The organism is Roseovarius halotolerans (assembly GCF_900172255.1).
GTDB lineage: Bacteria > Pseudomonadota > Alphaproteobacteria > Rhodobacterales > Rhodobacteraceae > Roseovarius > Roseovarius halotolerans.
In genome coordinates, this window is sequence record NZ_FWFU01000003.1 from 1 (window position 1) to 19,245 (window position 19,245).

At 60.5% G+C, this 19,245-nt stretch carries 19 protein-coding genes, 2 tRNA genes and 1 pseudogene; 9 read left to right on the top strand and 13 right to left on the bottom strand.

The features are described from left to right. The 5 genes from ROH8110_RS11000 to ROH8110_RS11020 all read right to left on the bottom strand — a co-directional run. Nucleotides 1-687, bottom strand: a 687-nt coding sequence (locus tag ROH8110_RS11000) for an AMP-binding protein (protein WP_139837406.1), incomplete at its 3' end; no start/stop codon positions are given. 253 nt (nt 688-940) lie between these two features. After that, nucleotides 941-1,888 (bottom strand): methylmalonyl Co-A mutase-associated GTPase MeaB, encoded by a 948-nt coding sequence (gene meaB / locus ROH8110_RS11005; RefSeq protein ID WP_085817863.1) that lies wholly within the window; start codon nt 1,886-1,888, stop codon nt 941-943. Beyond that, nucleotides 1,888-3,564, bottom strand: coding sequence for an acyl-CoA mutase large subunit family protein (locus tag ROH8110_RS11010; RefSeq protein WP_085817864.1), 1,677 nt, complete (start codon nt 3,562-3,564; stop codon nt 1,888-1,890). The genes meaB and ROH8110_RS11010 overlap by 1 nt, the downstream gene beginning before the upstream one ends. Next, nucleotides 3,564-3,989, bottom strand: a complete 426-nt coding sequence (locus ROH8110_RS11015; protein ID WP_085818460.1) for a cobalamin B12-binding domain-containing protein — start codon at nt 3,987-3,989, stop codon at nt 3,564-3,566. Before ROH8110_RS11015 ends, ROH8110_RS11010 begins: the two co-directional genes overlap by 1 nt. Then, nucleotides 3,989-4,579, bottom strand: coding sequence for a TetR/AcrR family transcriptional regulator (locus ROH8110_RS11020; protein WP_085817865.1), 591 nt, complete (start codon nt 4,577-4,579; stop codon nt 3,989-3,991). The genes ROH8110_RS11015 and ROH8110_RS11020 overlap by 1 nt, the downstream gene beginning before the upstream one ends. A 277-nt stretch (nt 4,580-4,856) precedes the next feature. On the opposite strand from ROH8110_RS11020, the gene ROH8110_RS11025 reads away from it, so the two are divergent. Further along, entirely contained in the window at nt 4,857-6,086 is a 1,230-nt protein-coding gene (locus ROH8110_RS11025; RefSeq protein ID WP_170156501.1) for a M24 family metallopeptidase, read from the top strand. A 252-nt stretch (nt 6,087-6,338) separates the two neighbouring features. On the opposite strand, the pseudogene ROH8110_RS18920 reads toward ROH8110_RS11025, so the two are convergent. Further along, nucleotides 6,339-6,485: pseudogene (locus tag ROH8110_RS18920) on the bottom strand (helix-turn-helix domain-containing protein); the annotation flags it as partial. Between the two features lie 276 nt (nt 6,486-6,761). Between ROH8110_RS18920 and ROH8110_RS18690 the strand changes: the two are divergent. The 4 genes from ROH8110_RS18690 (at nt 6,762) to ROH8110_RS11050 (ending at nt 8,608) form a co-directional block, all read left to right on the top strand. Beyond that, entirely contained in the window at nt 6,762-7,013 is a 252-nt protein-coding gene (locus ROH8110_RS18690; protein WP_170156502.1) for a COG3415 family protein, read from the top strand. 91 nt (nt 7,014-7,104) lie between these two features. Then, complete coding sequence (locus tag ROH8110_RS11040) at nt 7,105-7,308, top strand: hypothetical protein (RefSeq protein ID WP_085817869.1); 204 nt, start codon at nt 7,105-7,107, stop codon at nt 7,306-7,308. Next, nucleotides 7,305-8,345 (top strand): tyrosine-type recombinase/integrase, encoded by a 1,041-nt coding sequence (locus tag ROH8110_RS11045; protein WP_085817870.1) that lies wholly within the window; start codon nt 7,305-7,307, stop codon nt 8,343-8,345. Before ROH8110_RS11040 ends, ROH8110_RS11045 begins: the two co-directional genes overlap by 4 nt. Beyond that, nucleotides 8,345-8,608 (top strand): hypothetical protein, encoded by a 264-nt coding sequence (locus ROH8110_RS11050; RefSeq protein ID WP_139837407.1) that lies wholly within the window; start codon nt 8,345-8,347, stop codon nt 8,606-8,608. The genes ROH8110_RS11045 and ROH8110_RS11050 overlap by 1 nt, the downstream gene beginning before the upstream one ends. Before the next feature lie 100 nt (nt 8,609-8,708). Here the strand turns inward: ROH8110_RS11050 and ROH8110_RS11055 are convergent. After that, nucleotides 8,709-8,794, bottom strand: a tRNA-Leu gene (locus ROH8110_RS11055). A 143-nt stretch (nt 8,795-8,937) separates the two neighbouring features. On the opposite strand from ROH8110_RS11055, the gene ROH8110_RS11060 reads away from it, so the two are divergent. Further along, a complete protein-coding gene (locus ROH8110_RS11060; protein ID WP_085817872.1) occupies nt 8,938-9,516 on the top strand; it encodes a YqaA family protein in 579 nt (192 codons plus the stop codon). Next, nucleotides 9,513-9,986, top strand: a complete 474-nt coding sequence (locus ROH8110_RS11065; RefSeq protein WP_085817873.1) for a disulfide bond formation protein B — start codon at nt 9,513-9,515, stop codon at nt 9,984-9,986. Before ROH8110_RS11060 ends, ROH8110_RS11065 begins: the two co-directional genes overlap by 4 nt. 125 nt (nt 9,987-10,111) lie before the next feature. Here ROH8110_RS11065 and ROH8110_RS11070 read toward each other — a convergent pair whose 3' ends face one another. Next, complete coding sequence (locus ROH8110_RS11070) at nt 10,112-10,540, bottom strand: Lrp/AsnC family transcriptional regulator (protein WP_085817874.1); 429 nt, start codon at nt 10,538-10,540, stop codon at nt 10,112-10,114. Nucleotides 10,541-10,657: 117 nt separating this feature from the next. Between ROH8110_RS11070 and rocF the strand changes: the two genes are divergently transcribed. Continuing rightward, entirely contained in the window at nt 10,658-11,587 is a 930-nt protein-coding gene (gene rocF / locus ROH8110_RS11075) for an arginase (RefSeq protein WP_085817875.1), read from the top strand. Between the two features lie 14 nt (nt 11,588-11,601). Continuing rightward, nucleotides 11,602-12,654: an ornithine cyclodeaminase gene (ocd, locus tag ROH8110_RS11080; protein WP_085817876.1), complete on the top strand. Its 1,053-nt coding sequence runs from the start codon at nt 11,602-11,604 to the stop codon at nt 12,652-12,654. A gap of 240 nt (nt 12,655-12,894) precedes the next feature. On the opposite strand, the gene ROH8110_RS11085 is transcribed toward ocd, so the two are convergent. The 5 genes from ROH8110_RS11085 to pdxH all read right to left on the bottom strand — a co-directional run bounded on the left by ROH8110_RS11085 (nt 12,895) and on the right by pdxH (nt 19,101). After that, a complete protein-coding gene (locus ROH8110_RS11085; RefSeq protein WP_085817877.1) occupies nt 12,895-16,575 on the bottom strand; it encodes a vitamin B12-dependent ribonucleotide reductase in 3,681 nt (1,226 codons plus the stop codon). Between the two features lie 683 nt (nt 16,576-17,258). After that, a tRNA-Pro gene (locus tag ROH8110_RS11090) sits at nt 17,259-17,335 on the bottom strand. 43 nt (nt 17,336-17,378) lie between these two features. Continuing rightward, nucleotides 17,379-17,867 carry a DUF192 domain-containing protein gene (locus tag ROH8110_RS11095; protein WP_085817878.1) on the bottom strand — a complete coding sequence of 163 codons (489 nt, stop codon included), beginning with the start codon at nt 17,865-17,867 and terminating at the stop codon, nt 17,379-17,381. Next, complete coding sequence (locus ROH8110_RS11100) at nt 17,834-18,370, bottom strand: cold-shock protein (RefSeq protein WP_085817879.1); 537 nt, start codon at nt 18,368-18,370, stop codon at nt 17,834-17,836. The genes ROH8110_RS11095 and ROH8110_RS11100 overlap by 34 nt, the downstream gene beginning before the upstream one ends. Nucleotides 18,371-18,495: 125 nt before the next feature. Further along, nucleotides 18,496-19,101: a pyridoxamine 5'-phosphate oxidase gene (pdxH, locus tag ROH8110_RS11105; RefSeq protein WP_085818461.1), complete on the bottom strand. Its 606-nt coding sequence runs from the start codon at nt 19,099-19,101 to the stop codon at nt 18,496-18,498. Nucleotides 19,102-19,245 lie beyond the last annotated feature (144 nt).

Here is a 19,245-nt window from a genome sequence, read left to right on the forward strand (position 1 = left end):
GGCCAGCACCTCTTCGTCGCGCGACAGCTTGTCGAACTCCGCCGACGAACGCGACGCCTCGATGATATTGCGGTTGGACAACACCACGCCCTTGGGCTTGCCGGTGGTACCCGAGGTATAGAGCATCCCGCAGATACTGTCGTAATCCAGCTTTTCGCGCCGCGCCTTGAGGTCCTCGATAAACTCCCAATAGGCGGCCCGCCCCTGATCCTGAATGCCGACGAAGGTATGAAGCTTGTGATGGTCGTATTTACGCAGGCCCCGCTGATCGACGTAGATCATGTGCTCGAACTGGTGCAGCTGGTCCTGCACCTCGATCACCTTGTCCACCTGCTCCTGGTCCTCGACCACGGCGAAACGCGCGCCGCAATGTTCCAGCACATAGGCCATCTCGTCGGCGGCGGCATCCTGGTAGAGCGGCACCGGAATCGCCCCCACGGATTGCGCGGCCACCATCGACCAGTAGAAATGTGGCCGGTTGCGCCCGATGATCGCGATGAAATCGCCCTCGTTCACGCCCAGGTTCAGCAGACCCAGCGCCAGCGCCTCGATCTCCTTCTCGGCCTCGGCCCAGGTCCAGCATTGCCAGATCCCGAACTCTTTTTCACGATAGGCGGGCCTTTCGGCGAACTGCCCGGCGTTGCGTTGCAAAAGCGCCGGAATGGAGCTTGGTACAGATTGTTCCATGCGGTTATCCATTATTTCCCTCGACAGCACCAATTTAGCTTTGAAACGAGGACGCCGAGCTTTGCCGCGTACTCTTAACCATGCTCTTTTCGAGAATACCCCAGCCAAGCGTACCAACACGGCCTTGCTCAATGCAGCTTGACGTACAGCCCTTCCGTAGCCGTCATTCTCGGCACCAAGCACCCTATACATCTAAGGGAAACCGGCACCGAGCCGATCTAGGGTAAGTCATCCATGCGTTACAAAGCGACATTCAATCCTCAACCCCAGTCGGCAAAGACGCGAGCCAGCGCTCAATGACATGGTCCAGTTCTTCCGACCTCATCGCACCGATGTCTTCGTCCGGAATCCCCGCCGAAATGCGGCTGGCGACACGATGAATGGCAAGCGCCATCTTGCGCGCATTGCGTTTGCGATTCCGGTCGGCACCCGCAGCGACACCTGCGGATTCCAGACGATGATCAATCTCGTCCTTCAATCTCGAGACTCCGCTTCCTGTCGTCGCAGAAACCCTCAAGACAGAAACATCGCGCTTCGCGCCGGATCGCAGAGACAGCATCGCTTCGAGGTGTTGTGCCGTCTCACCGGCATCGTCACGATCACCCTTGTTCACGACGAGCAGATCGCCGATTTCCAATATCCCGGCCTTTATAGCTTGGAGTTCGTCGCCGAGCCCTGGCGCGGCAATAACGACACTAAGATCAGCCACCTGCGCGATCTCGGTTTCCGACTGCCCAGCGCCCACCGTTTCGATCAGAATGAGCGGCCAGCCGGCAGCGTCCATGATGTCCGCCATGTCATGCGCTGCCTCGCAGAGCCCGCCGAGATGACCGCGCGCCGAAACGGACCGGATAAAGACTCCATCGTCTAGGCTGTGCGCGCCCATGCGCGTCCTGTCGCCCAGCACCGCGCCGCCCGAGATCGGGCTCACCGGATCTACTGCGAGAACGGCAACCGGACGGCCCTCTCTTCGCCATTCATGGATCAAGGCATCGAGAAGAGTCGACTTGCCGGCACCGGGTGGGCCAGTAAAACCCACAATGCGCGCCTTACCAAACGCACCGGCCAACGCTTCGGTCAGAGCCAGTGCGTTGCTTCCCCCGTTTTCAACCACGGTCAGCGCTTGGCCAAGTGCACGAGAGTCGCCCTTGCGAAGCCGCTCAGCAAGGACCTCAACCCGTATCTTTCCATCGCTGGACATCAGGCCACCATTAGCGGATGGCCGAACCCAAGCTCACGTCGCAGGCACGCGATGATCTCACCATGGGTCACCCCGCTATCGGCCGCCGTCACAACCTTCTCATAAACGTTCTGTGTGCCGCTCGCCGCACGCGCCAAGTCGTCCAATGCCCTTTCCACATCGGATTGCTTTCGGTCGGCTTTGAAAGCTTTAAAGGCTGCAACCTGCGCTTCCATCGCTTCACGGTTTGGGCGATAGGTCTCAACCTCTCCATCCTCCGCCTCAGATTGATAGCAGTTCACACCCACGACTTTCTCTGCGCCGCTTTCAATTCGGCTCTGATACTCGAACGCCGACTTCCCGATCATACGCTGCACAATCCCCGCATCTGCAGCATTGTACATCCCACCCGCATTCTCGATCACGTCCATGACCTGAAGAATCTTCTCTTCCATCTCGTTGGTAAGGGCCTCCACGTAGTAAGATCCGCCCAGCGGGTCGATTACGTCGCAGAGATGCGCCTCTTCGCGCAGGATGTTCTGCGTTGCAACAGCGATTCGCGCTGCGTCCTCCGTCGGACAGGTCATCGCCTCGTCAAACCCGTCAGTGTGCATGGATTGCAAGCCACCGAAGATCCCGGCAATCGCCTGCGCTGTCACTCGCGCGATGTTGTTGAGGGGCTGTTGCTGCGTCAGGTCGACGCCGGATGTCTGACCGTGGAACTTGAACCGCCACGAGCGCGGATCCTTCGCGCCGTAACGCTCACGGGTGATCTTCGCCCAGATACGCCGCCCGGCACGGAACTTTGCCACCTCCTCGAAAAAGCTGATGGAGATATCGAAGAAATAGGTGAAGCGCGGCAGGATTTTGTCAGGACTCATACCCGCCTCGATGCAATCGTCGGCGTACTGGATCGCGGTCGAGAGCGTCAGCCCCATCGTTTCTGCAGGGGTGGCGCCGGCCTGCTGCATGTGCTGGCCAACGACCGATACCGGGTTCCAGTTTGGCACATGCTCCCGGCAGAACTTGACGTGATCTACGAAGACGCGTCGCGCACCAGGCTGGCTTAGTCGGTAGAACATGTGGTTGGCCACGAAATGCGAAATGTAATCTGATTGGTTCGCGGTGCCCGTGATCTTGTCGAATGGCACCCCACGGCGTTTCGCCACGCTGAGCAGGAAAGCGAAAAGCGTGAAGGGCGTGGGGTCGTTCATCGCAGTGGATATCTCGCCGATCGGCACGCCATCAAGCGCCGCATCCATGTGATCGACTGTGTTGATGACGGTACCGCAGGTGCCAAGCAGCGGCACGGGACTTTCGTCACAGTCTATCCCGCGGAACCCCGAGTTGCACGGCAGAAGGCTAATCGCCGAAGCCCCTTGTTGCAGCAACATCCGAACCCGTTTGTTATAGTCTTGCGGCGTCCCTAGCCCGATGAGCTGCCTCTGTGTCCAAGTGCGGCCACGGTGCATGGTGTTGTAGATGCCGCGAGTGTAGGGCAGCTCGCCCGGCATACCCAAATCCTCGTCGTAACGGCCATCCGACCAGTCCAGCGGCGTATAGAGCGGACGCACCTCGACACCGGAACGGTTCACGACTGTCCTGTCTCGCCCGATCTCTCTGTCATAGCGGATTTGCCATTTGGCCTGCTTTTCTTTGAGGCTGGCGGTGTCGGTGTTCGAAGCTATCTTAGGCATTACATTTCCTCTGCGCATTCGCGCGCCGCGCGAGCCTCGACGACAAGCCCCCGGACGGTTTCAACAATCTCTTCGCTCGTGGCGCCCGGGCTGAAGATCGCGCTGACGCCGGCGTTCAATAGTTCGGGCTGTTCATTCTGCGGGATTATTCCACCCACGATCAGGCGCACATGGTCCATTCCCGCGTCACGCAGGGCCGCAATCAAGTCTGGCATAATAAGATGATCGGTTGCGAGCGAACTCACGCCTATAAGATCTACGTCCTCCTGCATCGCCAGCTTGACCACCGCCTCGATTTCCTGCCAGGGCGGGGTGTAAATCACCTCCATCCCGGCGTCGCGCAGGAAGGCGGCGACCACGCGACTGCCTCGGTCATGCCCGTCGAACCCGATTTTCGTAACCAGGACACGCTCAGGATAGGCCATCATTTGGACTCCCTCGGCTTGACCTGAAGCGGTCGGCGAAAAACCCGCGTCAATTGTCGCGCAATCTGCTTGGGGCTTTCTCCGCCGGGCCGGTGCCAAACCGGGATGTGGTTAACCGACCCAATCAAGAAGAGCCGAAGCAACCGGCGATCCACATCCTTCGGCAGCGGAAGTGCGCCCACCAAATCGCGCAAATAAACTTCGTACTTATCTCGCAGACGGACGAGCTCTTCACGCGCCGACGGCACATCATCGGGCAAGATGCGAATGATAACGCTGGCATAGGCTGTGGGCTCCACAATCATCTCGATGTGCGCAGCGAGCATCAACTCCAGCCGCTCCCACGGATCCGTGGCTCTAGCGATCTCTCGCTGAACTCGCTCACTCAGCTGTCGAACACCCTCTTCATAGACCCCTACGAGCAAAGCCTCCTTGTTTGGGTAATGATAGTAGATCGACCCCGGTAGCATTCCGCATTTCTTGGCAATGTCCCGCATTGTCGCAGCCTGGTACCCGCGCTCCGAAAAGAGTTCCGCAGAACTGTCGAGCAAGACATCAAGTCGATTATTCGAGCGTATCGCAGTTGTCATTTGACATATCCAGATAGAAAAACATATGTTTGTTTAATTCAGATATCTAACTGACGTCAACAGTTTCTTTGTGGCTTAACTGCGGATTGCGATGGAGGAGAGAACTAATGTCAGAGCGACTTGACGTATGACAGGCCGAACCAGTTACACCACGCCTGCGGGAAGAGTTCTGCCTTAACCACTACTACTGCCTGGGTTTCGGGATCTCGCTATCTGGTCGCGGCCCAATCCGACAAACCGCAAATCCCGACATCCAATGCTGACGAAGGAGACAAGAATGACCGTCCATAAGGAAAGGATCAACGCACTTCAGGAACGCCTCCTAGAACGGGATCTAGCGGCCGCCTTACTGCATTTCAGTAGGGACATATTCTACTACACGGGCACCGCTCAGCCGGGATGGCTTTTTATCACTCCGGGCGATGCCCATCTCTACGTGCGCTCTGGACTGGACTTCGCCCGAAGGCAAAGCAGCCTGTCAGCTGATCGCGTCTCTTTTAATCGCAAGCTTTCCGAAATCGTAACCGCCAGCCTTGGAGAAAACACCGACGACCTGCGGATCGGTGCCGAACTCGACGTAATGACCGTCCCTCAATACCAACAACTCGGGAAGGTTCTTGGGTCAGCGCGGATCGTGGATTTGTCATCGGACATCCTCGAACAGAGAACGATCAAGGACGCCGGGGAGATTGCAGCCATCGAAATCGCCGCAAATGTGCTCGAAGAGGGCCACAGGGCGGCGTCAGAGGGATGGTATGTCGGGATGACCGAACTGGAAGCCTCCGCTATCGTGGAGGACGGACACCGTCGGGCCGGGCACGAAGGGGTATTTTTCGTCCGGCAACCCGACTTCACCATGGGACGCGGGCCGCTCGCATCAGGGGAGAACCGACAACAGATGAGCGGAGTCGTCTTCACAGTTTCAGGCTGTGGGTTGAGCGCTGCAGTCCCCGCCGGAGCGTCACGCCGAAAGCTTAAAAGCGGTGATCTCGTGATCGTGGATATCCCAACCTGCGTGAAAGGTTACCACGGCGACCAATCGCGAACATATTGCCTTGGGGAACCCACGAAAAGAGCTCTGCAATTGCACGAGTCTCTGCGGTTGGTCTCGGACAGGCTGATTGCAGATATCGCGCCGAACATGACGTCGGGTGACGTATTTGAGCGCGCGTGCCATCACGCTGAAAACGCGGGGGTATTCTGCTCGTTTCTAAAGTTTCCCGATGGAAAAATGGCGCATTTCGTGGGCCATGGGGTTGGCCTAGACCTCAATGAGCCGCCATTCTTGTCGCGCGGCGGCGAAGAAGTAATAGTCGCAGGCATGGTGCTGGCCATCGAACTTCACCTCTGCGACGCTGAAGCTGGGATGATCAAGCTCGAGGACATGGTCTTGGTGCAGGATGATGGCTGTCGAATCTTGACGAAGACGGACCGGGATTTAATTTCCGTGCCGCTAGAACGTGTCGATTTTGATAAGATTCAGGCTTCCCACGGAGTGGTTCTCTGATTCTATGTCGTTGATGTAGATATGGGGGTCAGAAATGGGTAAACCGCATCCTATCGAGCTGCGGCAACGCGCTGTTGCGCTGGTTTAGCAGGGAAGCACGCATACCGAAATAGGCCGGCTCCTTTGCGTTTCGATCAAGTTCGCCAACGATATGGTGCGGCTCAGGCGCGAGACCGGGGCCTTGCACCGAAGCCGCAGCGCAACCCGGGTCGCGACAAGCTGACCGGTGGTGAGGACTGGGTGAAGAGCCGGATCCTCGAGCGCGTCAAGCCCACCCTCGGACCATCGATCATACCAGCGATATTTGGTCATGCGTGGAATGCCGAGCACGGCCAGCGCCTGAGGGGTGGGCAAATATGAGGCTTCGACGGTGCGGATGATCTCCAGCTTTTCCGATGCGGAATCCTGTCCTTGTTGAGACGAATTCAAAGCCGTCTGACAACACCGGATTAGATCCTTGCCAAAAGGGCGCCCAAATATGAAGCAGAACTCGCCCCGTTTGCGCGTCACCCAATTTAGAGCGTTTCTATGAAAACCTGAATCGCCGGGGATTCCCAGAAGGCGCCTTGTGCGCGGTCTCAGCGGTATATCGAGGAGGGTTTGAGCGGGCGAGCGGCGGCGTTGAGCCTGAGGCTCTGGCCGGCGACAGGCGCGCGGTCGGCGCGGGCGATCCGGATGTGTGGGCATCCGGCTCCCGCGCCGCAAGGCCGCCCCAAGCTCCAGGGCGAGCTGGCGCCTAACCAGGCCTTTTTCGAGGAGCTTGTGGCGCAGGACCCTGACATCACGCCGTTTGACCTGTGCGATACGCAGGCGGCGGCGGAAGGCGTCGAGATCCACCATTCCTCGAATGCCAACCTCCTGCCGCGTATCGGTTTCACATGCAAAAAAGGTCGCTGGTGGCCACCGATCCCCGTCGTGCCAAGGTAAGCCTCGTCCCGCTCGTGTCCGTTATTGTGATCATCTTTTGGCCGATCGTCGCTTTGATCGGAATCGCCCTTCCTGACGGGGAGTGAGGAATATGGCCGTTCGCCAGATAGCCGTGAAGGACACCACCGCCGCCTCGATGCTGGACCTTTCAGCGCCCGAGTTTCGCCGGTTGGTCGAGGTTGGGGCGCTGCCCCAGCCGTGCCGCATTGGCGGCCACGAACGCTGGCGGGTGGACATGCTCGAAGCTGTCGTTAATGGTGATGCGGCCATGCCCGAACAGGAATTTGAGCTATGAAGCCGCCAAAGCCTCGTATCAGCCTGCCTCGCCTTGTCTGGCAATTTCAGCGAGGCCAATGGCGTCCATATCATCGAGTTTCGTGGACCGAGGGCGGGAAAAAACGCTTTCGGTCTGTCTATCTCGACTGGAAGGGCGACAAGGAAGAGCTGACGCGCCTCTATTGGATGGCGCAGACAGGGACGCACGAAAAGCAGGCCGCGCCCGCAAGATACACCTGGCGCGCGTGCATCGAGGCATGGCGCCAAGATCCGCAGGTTCAGGCAAAGCTGGCCGATTCCACCAAGAAAAGCTACCGCCGCACCATGGACGCCATTATGGCGAAGAACGGCGGCAAGGACATGCGCAAAACCACACGGCAGGCGATCCGCGCCGCCATCGGCGGCATTGCAGCTGAGACTCCGCGCAAGGCGACGAAATACGCCCAGACGATCTCACTCTTGTGGAATTACGCCGAAACCGAGCTGGACTGGCCGATGGGACCGAACCCGGCAAAGAAGTTGGGCGCACACACGCCCGCCCGAGAATACGAGCCGTGGCCCGATTGGATGGTTGCCAAGCTCGATACCGCGCCCGAGCGCGTGCAGATAACGGCGCGCTTGATCCTTGGCACCGGCCAGAGGCCCAACGCGGCCATAATGATGCGCCACGACCAGTTTCAGGGCGAGTGGATGATTGTGCGCGACGAGAAGGGCAAACAGGAGCTTGAGGTTTACTGCCCAGAACGCCTGCGCACCTTCATTGAGGCGCTACCGTGTCAGGGCCAATATGTCCTTGCGAAGAACCTGACGGAGCCGCTGGGCTATCATTCGGTCGAGCGATCCTTTCGGACGTGGCGCAATAGCATGGGAGACCGCGCAAAGCCCTACAGCCTGCACGGGCTGCGAAAATTGGCGATCATCGAGCTTGCCGAGGCCGGCGCGTCAGACGCCGAGATACAGGCCGTGACAGGCCAGAGCGCCGATATGGTCGCCTATTATCGCAAGCGGGCGAGCAATCGCGCCTTGTCGATGGCCGCACAGAAACGGAGGAAATGATGGCAGTAGAATTGATGAAGCTGACGCCGCCAGAAGATATGATGAAGCTCTTGGACCTAAAGGCCGAGTTTCTTGAAAAAATTCACCAAATCACCGGCATATCAGAGCGCCTGATGGCGTTCCCCGAGCCGGGGGAGAGATCCGTCTGGCGCGAAAACATCTGGTTCGGCTACGGAGAGGGAGACGATGGCGGTGGGGCTGCTCTTGCCGCCTATCGCTATGGCCGCTGTCCATTTGCTAAGGACTATTATCAGGATCAATGAGAGAATCTGCGTTCAGAACAGAACGGAAACGGAACGTGAAGGTATAACACGCGGGTATAACACACCGCCTCTTTCGACCCTCGCAAATCTGCTAAGTCATTGGTGCCCAAGGCGAGACTCGAACTCGCACGGTATTGCTACCGGGGGATTTTGAATCCCCTGCGTCTACCATTCCGCCACTTGGGCCCGGTTCGAGGTTCTACCCAAGCCATGCGACCGCGTCCAGTGCCCTCGCGCCGTTTTTTACGTCGCCCCCGCCCTCCGGCCTTGACCCCACCCCGCGCACATGGTCGAAGACCTCACCCTTGAGACAAGCAGGCACGGCCAACATGCTCAGACGCCTCTATGACTGGACGATCCGCATGTCCGAGCACCCCCGCGCCCTCTGGGTGCTGGCGCTGATCTCCTTTATCGAAAGCTCGGTCTTTCCGATCCCGCCGGACGTGCTGATGATCCCGATGATCCTGGCCCGCCCCTCGCGGGCCTGGCTGGTGGCGCTGGTGGCTCTGGTCGCTTCGGTGCTGGGCGGGCTTCTGGGCTATGCCATCGGCGCGCTGGCCTATGAACAACTGGGGCTGCCGATCCTGCAATCGCTGGGCAAGGCGGACGCCGTGTCCGAATTCAACACCCGCTTCAACGACTTCGGCTTCTGGGCCGTGCTGACCGCCGGGGTCACGCCCTTCCCCTACAAGGTCATTACCATCATGTCGGGCTGGACGGGGATGCCTCTGGCGACCTTCATCGCCACCTCGATCCTGGCACGCGGCCTGCGCTTTTACCTCGTGGCGGCGCTTCTGTGGAAATTCGGCACTCCGATCCGCGACTTCATCGAGCGCCGCCTCGGCCTGCTCACGATTCTGTTCGTTGCATTGCTCTTTGGCGGCTTCTATCTGGTACGTCACCTATGACCCTTCACCGGCGCACCCTCTTTCTGCTCGCTGCAGGCGGTTCGGCTCTGATGATGCTGGGCGCGCTCGGCTTTCAGTATATCGGCGCGATGCCGCCCTGCGATCTGTGCTACTGGCAGCGTTACCCGCATATTGTAGCCGTCGCTCTCGGCCTGCTTGCTTTTCTTCTGCCCCGCGCGGCGCTGCTGCCCCTGGCCGTTCTGGGCGCGATCGCAACCCTCACCACCGCCGCCATCGGCTTCTACCATACCGGGGTCGAGCGCGACTGGTGGGAAGGCCCCGCGGCCTGCACCTCCGCGGACGTCTCCGGGCTCAGTTCCGATCAGCTCTTCGACCGGATCATGGCCGCGCCCATCGTGCGCTGCGATGAAGTCCCCTGGGAGATGTTCGGCCTCTCGATGGCCAGCTGGAACACCCTCGCCTCCCTCCTCCTCGCCGCGCTCTGGATCATGGCCGCGCGCCGGGCGTGAACAGGACCGAGATCGCGGCCCGATCGCGCGTCTCGCGCCATTCTGTACGAAACTCTGCGCCAGCGCCCCGAAACCCGTACAAGACCGGCGTACAAACCGGACATCTCGTACACAGCTGAAGCCGCTCAGCCCCCGGACTTCCGGGTGTTGAGAAGCAGGCTGGTTTCCGAGCTGGCGATACCGTCGAATTTCCGGATCTGGCCCAGGATCACGTCGAACGCCTCCAGCGTGTCGGTGCCGATCTCGACGATCAGATCCCAGCGGCCATTGGTGGTATGCACCGCGCGCACGGCGCTCAACCCATTGATCTGGCGTATGATTCTATCCGTCCCGCGCCCCTCGATCCCGATCATCATCAGCCCGCGCACCGGATCGCGCGCTGCATCGCCCCTCAGGACCACGGTGAATCCGACGATCTCACCGGCCTGCTTCAGCCGCTCGATGCGCGCCCGCACCGTCGTGCGCGACACCTCCAGCATCGCCGCCAAATCCGAAAGCGACGCCCGCGCATCATGACGCAAGGCGGAAATCAGGTTGCGATCAGTCTCGTCCATTTTGCATAAATCCGTTTCCGTTTCGCGCAGTATCCGCTCTATTTGTGCAAATTGCCTGCTTCAATTCAACTCATTTCGGAGGAATCTTAAGGCAACCTGAACAACCCGAGTGCTCCCATGACCCCGAAGACATGCATCCTCATCGGTGCTCCCGTCGATAGCGGCAAGGACCGCCAAGGCTGCCTTATGGGCCCCGACGCCTACCGCGTCGCCGGTCTGCCCGCCGCTCTGACCGAGCTTGGCCACACCACCCGCGACCTTGGCAACCTCACCCCCGATCCCGTCTCTGCACCGGATGACCTGCCTGCCCACCTGCACGCCCCTGCGCAGACTATCGGGTGGACCCAATCCATTGCAAAACAAGCGGAAATTTCGGTTTCCCAAGGTGTGCCGATCTTCCTTGGCGGCGATCATGCACTCTCGCTCGGCTCGGTCTCCGGGGTCGCCAACCACGCCGCCGCACAGGCGCGCCCGCAATTCGTGCTCTGGCTCGACGCCCATAGCGATTTCCACACGCCTCAAAGCAGCGCCTCGGGCAACCTGCATGGCACCCCCCTCGCCTATGTCACTGGAAACAATGGGTTTACCGGCTTTCCCAAGCTCGCCAACCCGATCCCCGAAGAGAACATCTGCATCCTCGGCCTGCGCTCCGTCGACGGCCCCGAGCGCGACATCCTTCAACGCACCCGTATCCGCCGCCACGACATGCGCGAGATCGACGAGACCGGGATCGCCAAACCCCTCTCCGCATTCCTCGCCCATGTCGCCAGGGCCAACGGCATGCTGCACGTGTCGCTTGATGTCGATTTCCTTGACCCCGCCATCGCCCCCGCCGTCGGCACCACCGTCCCCGGCGGCGCCACCATCCGCGAGGCGCATCTGGTTATGGAGATGATCTGCGACAGCGGGCTGATGACCTCGCTCGACCTCGTAGAACTCAACCCGTTTCTCGATGACCGCGGTCGCACCGCGCAGGTGATGGTGGATCTGACAGCCTCGGCGTTTGGCCGCCGTGTCTTTGACCGCCCCACGCAAGCCTTTGCCTGAAAAGGATAAATCTCATGCCGCATATCCCCCCTTCCGACAAGGCGCTGGTGCCTTTCGTCTCGGTCGAGAACATGATGAAGCTCGTGCATCACATCGGAATCGAACCGATGCTGCGCGGCCTGGCGGAATATATCGAACAGGATTTCCGCCGCTGGGACCTGTTCGACAAGACCCCTCGCATCGCAAGCCACTCCGCCGAAGGCGTGATCGAACTGATGCCGACCTCTGATGGCGAGGTCTACGGTTTCAAATACGTGAACGGCCATCCCAAGAACACCAGCGCGGGCCTGCAGACCGTCACCGCCTTCGGCCTTCTGGCCAATGTCGGCAATGGCTACCCGGTGCTGCTCTCCGAAATGACCGTGCTCACCGCCCTGCGCACCGCGGCGACCTCGGCGATGGTGGCGAAATACCTCGCCCCCAAAGGCGCCGACACGATGGCGATGATCGGCAATGGCGCGCAATCCGAGTTCCAGAGCCTCGCCATGAAGGCGATCTGCGGCGTCAAATCCGTGCGTCTCTGGGATATCGATCCGGCCGCCACCCGCAAGGCTGCCCATAATCTCAAGGGCTTGGGGCTCGATGTTCATCTGTGCAGCAGCGCCGAAGACGCGATGGAAGGCGCGCAGATCATCACCACCTGCACCGCCGACAAGCAATATGCCACGATCCTCACCGACAACATGGTCGGCGCGGGCGTGCATATCAATGCCATCGGCGGCGACTGCCCCGGCAAGACGGAACTTGCCCCCGGCGTGCTGCACCGCGCCGAAATCTTCGTCGAATATCCCGAACAGACCCGGATCGAGGGCGAGATCCAGCAGCTCGCGCCCGATCACCCCGTCACCCAGATCTGGGAAGTCATCAACGGCAGCAAGCCGGGGCGCAGCAGCGCCGGGCAGATCACGCTGTTCGACAGTGTCGGCTTCGCCATCGAGGATTTCAGCGCCCTGCGCTATATCCGCGATCATATCGGCAGCACCGATCTCTACCTCGAACTCGACCTGCTGGCCGACCCCGACGATCCGCGCGATCTTTTCGGGATGCTCAACCGCGCCGCCCCCTGAGGCCGGCGATCGCCCAAGAAAAAAGGGGCGCCCTTGGACGCCCCTGAGGTTCACGAGATCGGGCTCACTATTTGTACCGCCCGGTTTCTGCCTGCGGCCCGATCCGCGCAGGGCGAGCGCACCCGCCCCGGAAAAGGATGGACGAAGCCATTAGTCCGCCCCATCCTGTGGCTTCGGGACCGCGGGCCGCCTGTACAGGCCCGCTGGTCCCTACGCGCCCCCCGTCAGGGGCGCGATCTTTCAGCTACACCCGCTTGTCGCACCGCAGGTGTTGCATTTCATGCAGGTGCCGTTGCGCACCAGCGTGTAGTTGCCGCATTCGCCGCAGGCTTCGCCTTCGTAGCCCTGCATGCGCGCCTTGGTGGCGGCATTCATCGTCAGGCTGCCCGAGGCCACGGCCGTCGTGGTGGTCGAGCTGGCGCTATACGAGGCCGTCGCGCTCGCGGTCTCAGGCACCAGCGTCTGCAATGCCTGCACCGGATCACCACCCGCCGCCGCCATCCTCGACTGGCCGCCATTCAGCACCACCAGTTCCTGGGGCAGGCGCTTGCGCAGATAGCCGGTCGAGCTGATCTGCTTGAGCACCTCCAGCGAACGCGATGCAGCGGCGTCGCTCATCTCGCTCACGTTCGACACGCCTTCTTCCTCGCCGCGGCCCAGATCGTCAAAGGACGCGCCCTGGGGCTTCACATGGGCCAGATCGGTGCGATCCAGGTAGCTGACCGCCAGTTCGCGGAAGATATAGTCCAGGATCGAGGTCGCGTTCTTGATGCTGTCATTGCCCTGCACCATGCCCGCGGGCTCGAACTTGGTGAAGGTGAAGGCATCGACGAATTCCTCGAGCGGCACGCCATATTGCAGGCCGACCGACACGGCGATGGCGAAATTGTTCATCATCGCCCGGAAACCGGCACCTTCCTTGTGCATGTCGATGAAGATCTCGCCAAGATTACCGTCTTCATATTCACCGGTGCGCAGATAGACCTTGTGGCCCCCCACGATCGCCTTCTGGGTATAACCCTTGCGGCGTTCGGGCATCTTTTCACGGTGCGACTTGACGATTTCCTTGACGATCACCTTCTCGATGACCTTTTCGGCCAGAACGGCGGCCTTCTCCTGCGTGGATCCGCTTTCCAGGATCTCGGCGGCTTCGTCATCATCCTCGACCAGCGACGATGCCAGCGGCTGGCTCAGCTTGGAGCCGTCGCGGTAGAGCGCATTCGCCTTCACCCCGAGCGACCAGCTCAGCTCATAGGCCTTCTGGCAATCCTCGATGGTGGCATCGTTGGGCATGTTGATCGTCTTCGAGATCGCCCCCGAGATGAAGCTCTGCGCCGCCGCCATCATGTAGATATGGCTGTCCACGCTCAGATACCGCTTGCCCTTCTTGCCGCAGGCATTGGCGCAATCGAAGATCTGGTAGTGCTCTTCGCGCAGATGCGGCGCACCTTCCAGCGTCATGGTCCCGCAGACATGGTCGTTGGCGGCTTCGATATCTGCCTTGGAGTAACCAAGATGCGCCAGCATGTCGAAGGTCGGATCGTTCAGCTTCTGCGCCGGGATCCCCAGCACATTGGTGCAGAACGCCTCGCCCAGGGTCCACTGGTTGAAGACGAAACGGATATCGAAGGCCGAGCCGAGCGCACCGTCGATCTTCTCCAGCTCGTTGGGGCCGAAACCGTGGCCGACCAGCGAGGTGTGATTGATCCCCGGCGCGTTGCCGATGGTGCCGTGACCGACCGCGTAGCTAACGATCTCCTCGATCTGCGCAGAGCCATAGCCCAGTTTTTCAAGGGCGGCGGGCACCGACTGGTTGATAATCTTGAAGTAGCCGCCACCGGCCAGCTTCTTGAATTTGACCAGCGCGAAATCGGGCTCGATCCCGGTGGTGTCGCAATCCATCACCAGCCCGATCGTGCCGGTCGGCGCGATCACGGTGGACTGGGCATTGCGATAGCCGTGCGTCTCGCCCAGCTTCAGTGCCTCGTCCCAGCTGGCCATCGCCAGATCGACAAGCCGCGGGTCGGGACAGTTGGCCAGGTCCAGCGGCACCGGCTTCACCTCCAGCCCCTCATAACCCTCGGTCGCGCCGTAAGCGGCGTTGCGGTGGTTGCGGATGACGCGGAGCATGTGTTCGCGGTTGCGCTTGTAGCCCGCGAAGGGGCCCAGTTCCCCGGCCATTTCGGCGCTGGTGGCATAGGCCACGCCGGTCATGATCGCCGTCAGTGCACCACATAGCGCGCGACCCTCGGCGCTGTCATAACCAAAACCCATGTTCATCAGCAGCCCGCCGATATTGGCATAGCCGAGGCCAAGGGTGCGGAAATCAAAGCTGCGCTGCGCGATCTCCTTGGAGGGGAACTGCGCCATCATCACCGAGATTTCCAGCGTCACGGTCCAGAGCCGCGTGGCGTGCATGTAGCTGTCGGCGTCGAACGCCCCGTCATGGAAGAACTGCAACAGGTTCATCGAGGCCAGGTTGCAGGCCGTGTCATCGAGGAACATGTATTCCGAACAGGGGTTCGATCCGCGGATCTCGCCATCTTCCGGGCAGGTATGCCAGGCGTTGACAGTATCATGATACTGGATGCCCGGATCGGCGCAGGCCCAGGCCGCGTGGCCCACATCCTCCCAGAGGTCGCGCGCCTTGATCGTCTTGGCGACGCTGCCATCGGTACGGTTCAGCAAGGCCCAGTCGTCATCGTTCTCGACCGCCTTGAGGAACGCATCCGTCACCCGGATCGAGTTGTTCGAGTTCTGCCCCGAGACGCTGGCATAGGCCTCGGAATCCCAGTCGGTGTCATAGGTCGGGAACTCGATGCTGCCGTAGCCCTGGCGCGCATAATCCAGCACGCGCTTGATATAGGTTTCCGGGATCTTCATCTGCTTGGCGCCGCGGATCGCCGCCTTCAGCGACTCGTTCTTCTTGGGGTCGACGGAATCCTCGCTGCTGCCATCCCATTCGCGGATCGCCGCGAAAATCTCGTTCAGGCGCTGTTCGTGGATCTTGGAGCCGGCCACGATCGAGGCAACCTTCTGCTCTTCCTTGACCTTCCAGTTGATGAACTCCTGGATATCCGGGTGGTCGGCGTCGCAGATCACCATCTTGGCCGCGCGCCGCGTGGTGCCGCCCGACTTGATCGCGCCCGCCGCACGGTCGCCGATCTTGAGGAAACCCATCAGCCCCGACGACTTGCCGCCGCCCGACAGGGCCTCGCCCTCGGCGCGCAGGCTCGAGAAGTTGGTGCCGGTACCCGAACCGTATTTGAACAGGCGGGCCTCGCGCACCCACAGATCCATGATGCCGCCTTCGCCCACCAGGTCGTCACCGACCGACTGGATGAAACATGCATGGGGCTGCGGGTGCTCATAGGCGCTGCTCGATCTGGTCAGTTCGCCCGTCTGGTAATCCACATAGTAATGGCCCTGGCTGGGACCGTCGATGCCATAGGCCCAGTGCAGGCCCGTGTTGAACCATTGCGGAGAGTTGGGCGCCGCCATCTGGCGCGCCAGCATGTAGCGCATCTCGTCGAAATAGGCGCTCGCATCCTCTTCGGTGGTGAAATAGCCACCCTTCCAGCCCCAATAGGCCCAGGCCCCGGCCAGACGGTCGAACACCTGCTTGGCGCTGGTTTCGCCGCCGAAACCGTCATTGTCCTTCGCGGGGGCCGAGCGCCACAGGAACTCCGGCACACCCTTTTCCTTGATCGGGGTGCTCTTGTTGGGCACGCCCGCCTTGCGGAAATACTTCTGCGCGATCACGTCGCTGGCCACCTGGCTCCAGCCGGCGGGCACTTCGACCTCATCCAGCCTGAAAACGATGGTTCCGTCGGGATTGCGGATTTCGGAACTCGTGGTCACGAAGTTCAGCTCCGAATATGCGTCCTGCCCTGCCTTGGTGAATTTTCTTTCGATCTTCATTGTCTTGCTGCCCCATGTTCAGCGTTTCACTTCGAGCCTACCGCCCCCGTGGCTTCGTCAAGCCGCGGCCATTCGCGGGAACTCACCCCCGTCCTGCGCCGAACAATACGGCGCAAGCGATCCATCCCGGCACGTCCGGGCTGTGTTCTGGAGTTCTGTCCCATTCCGGCGTTCGCACACTATATGTTGTGGCTTGCTGACCGGCCCCCACAATCTGACGTATCTAGCCATAGAGGGTCAACGTAATTTTTGCCGATTTTTCGCAAAAATAATGTTGACCTTCCGGGCACCCTGCCCACGGGTCACACCCCCGTGATTCATTCGGCTCGCCGACCCTTCTCGGCGCAACCCAAGGGCGAGGTCGGAAAGCAACCATATTCAAGGCGCTTAGGGCGTTTTCCTCATGCCCACGGTGGCGGCCTTGACGGATTGACGGCGGCGATCCGGCCTGTGAACGCGCCTCGCGCGCCTGCGCTCAAATGTCCCGGCGAGTTGCACAATCGCCCCACTCAGCCGCGTCTCATGCGCGAAAATGCAATGATGGGTTGGTTTGCGGACGGTCACGCCGCGCTATGGGTGAGTCTTTCGGCTGGCTTTCCGGCATGCCTTGGCACGCTCGTGCGATCGCGCCTGTGCCGCGCGGGTACGGCATCCGCCCTGCCCTGACACCGGTGGAAAGTGATTGGTCGGGGCGGCGAGATTCGAACTCACGACCCCCTGTACCCAAAACAGGTGCGCTACCAGACTGCGCTACGCCCCGGACCGGCCCCGTATCTACTCTGGCGTTATGAAATTGAAAACCCCTAACAGGGCCATGCCGCAAGATCGGGATCGACCGATGGGTGACGCATCTGGCTGCCTTCGGCGATGCCCAGCTGGCGCGCCATGCCGCCGTTGATCTCAAGCACGAACTGAATGGCATCGCCCCCCATCTTGGGACGCAGGTCATGCGGCTGGGCATTCTGATGAATGCGCGTGACCGTGCCGGTCTCGTCCATGAAGATCATGTCGAGGGGAATCAGCGTGTCCTTCATCCAGAACCCGACCCGCTTTGGCGCCGGGTAGACGAAAAGCATCCCCGCGCTGCGCGCCAGGCTGTCGCGATTCATCAGGCCCTTGGCGCGCGAAGGCGCATCATCCGCGAGTTCAACGGTGAATCGCGCCTGCCCCCAATCGCCGCGCAGCGCCACCTGGTCATCTCGGCAGACACCACCGGCCAGGGCCGGCAGCGCAAGGACGACCAGAAGAACACTGAAGATCAGGCTTTGGATTGCTTTACGGCCATTTCCCATCCACACACCTCCGTGGCCATGCGGCCACGCTTACCTTCTATGACGCGCATCGCCAGCGCCTCTCCGGGCTGCAGATCAGCCAGCCCCGAACGGCGCAGGACTTCGACATGGACGAATACATCCTCGTCCCGTCCGAAGGTATTGGCAAAGCCAAATCCCTTTCCCTTGTCGAACCATTTGACGCGCGCCGGCTCCAGCGGAGCGGCGCGGATCACCTCCGGATCGATCTCGTCGAGATCCGAAAGCCCGGTGCCTTCGCTGTCATCCGGTGGTTCGATGGAATGTACTTCGACAGCCTGGATACCACGATCGGTATCTTGAACGTCGATCTCCACACCGGCCCGGTCAGCGACCGAGCTTTGCCCAAAATTGCGCAATACATTGGCGTGCAACAAGATATCAGGACCGCCTTCATCGGCGATGACAAAACCGAAACCCTTTACGGGGTCAAACCACTTAACACGTCCTTTTATCCTACGTGTGATTTCATTTTCTTTGGTCACTTCATTCCTACCCAAAACAGTCTTTATCCCCCAAGACTACTTGAAGTTTTGCGACACATCCGCACAGAGTTGCAAGCAGAAAATCCATTTGTATTCAGGGTCTTGCATTTTACGAAACGTGAACGTCAAGGGTTCAGACGTTGAATTTCCCATTCGTTTTCAGGACCTTCACGGCGCCAGACAAACCTGTCATGCAGGCGAAAAGCACCATCAGCCCAGAATTCCATTTCCACCGGTTCCAGGCGAAAGCCACCCCAGAAATCCGGCCTCGGCGGATTCGTGCCTTTCTGAGCGGTGATCTTCGCGACCCGCGCCATCAGCGCGCCGCGCGACTCCAGGGGTTGGGACTGATGCGACGCCCAGGCCCCCAAACGGCTCTTGAGCGAACGCGACGCGAAATATGCATCCGCCGCTGCACCATCCTCGCGCGTGACATTTCCGCGGATACGCAATTGGCGGCGCAGCGACTTCCAGTGAAGCACCAGAGCGGCCCGCCCCGAATGCTCCAGCTCGCGCCCCTTGGCGCTCTGGTAATTGGTATAGAACCAGAACGCATCGGCGCTGATTTCCTTCAGCAGAACCATGCGCACATTTGGCAGGCCGTCTTGATCCACCGTCGCCAGCGCCATCGCGTTGGGGTCATTGATCTCGCTCTTCGTGGCTTCGTCGAGCCATTCCCGCGCGATCACGAAAGGGTCGTCGCCCGCGAATATTCCAGTTCTGTCCATCACCTTCACCGCCCGCTTTCTTTCGGCGCTAGGCGCCTAGTCCGATCCGGGCACGGACACAACCACCGACACCCGAGAACCTCGCGTCATTCCCTTGTCCCTTGATGCCTTACCGGCGATCGCCTAAAGGGAACCTCAAACTGCATG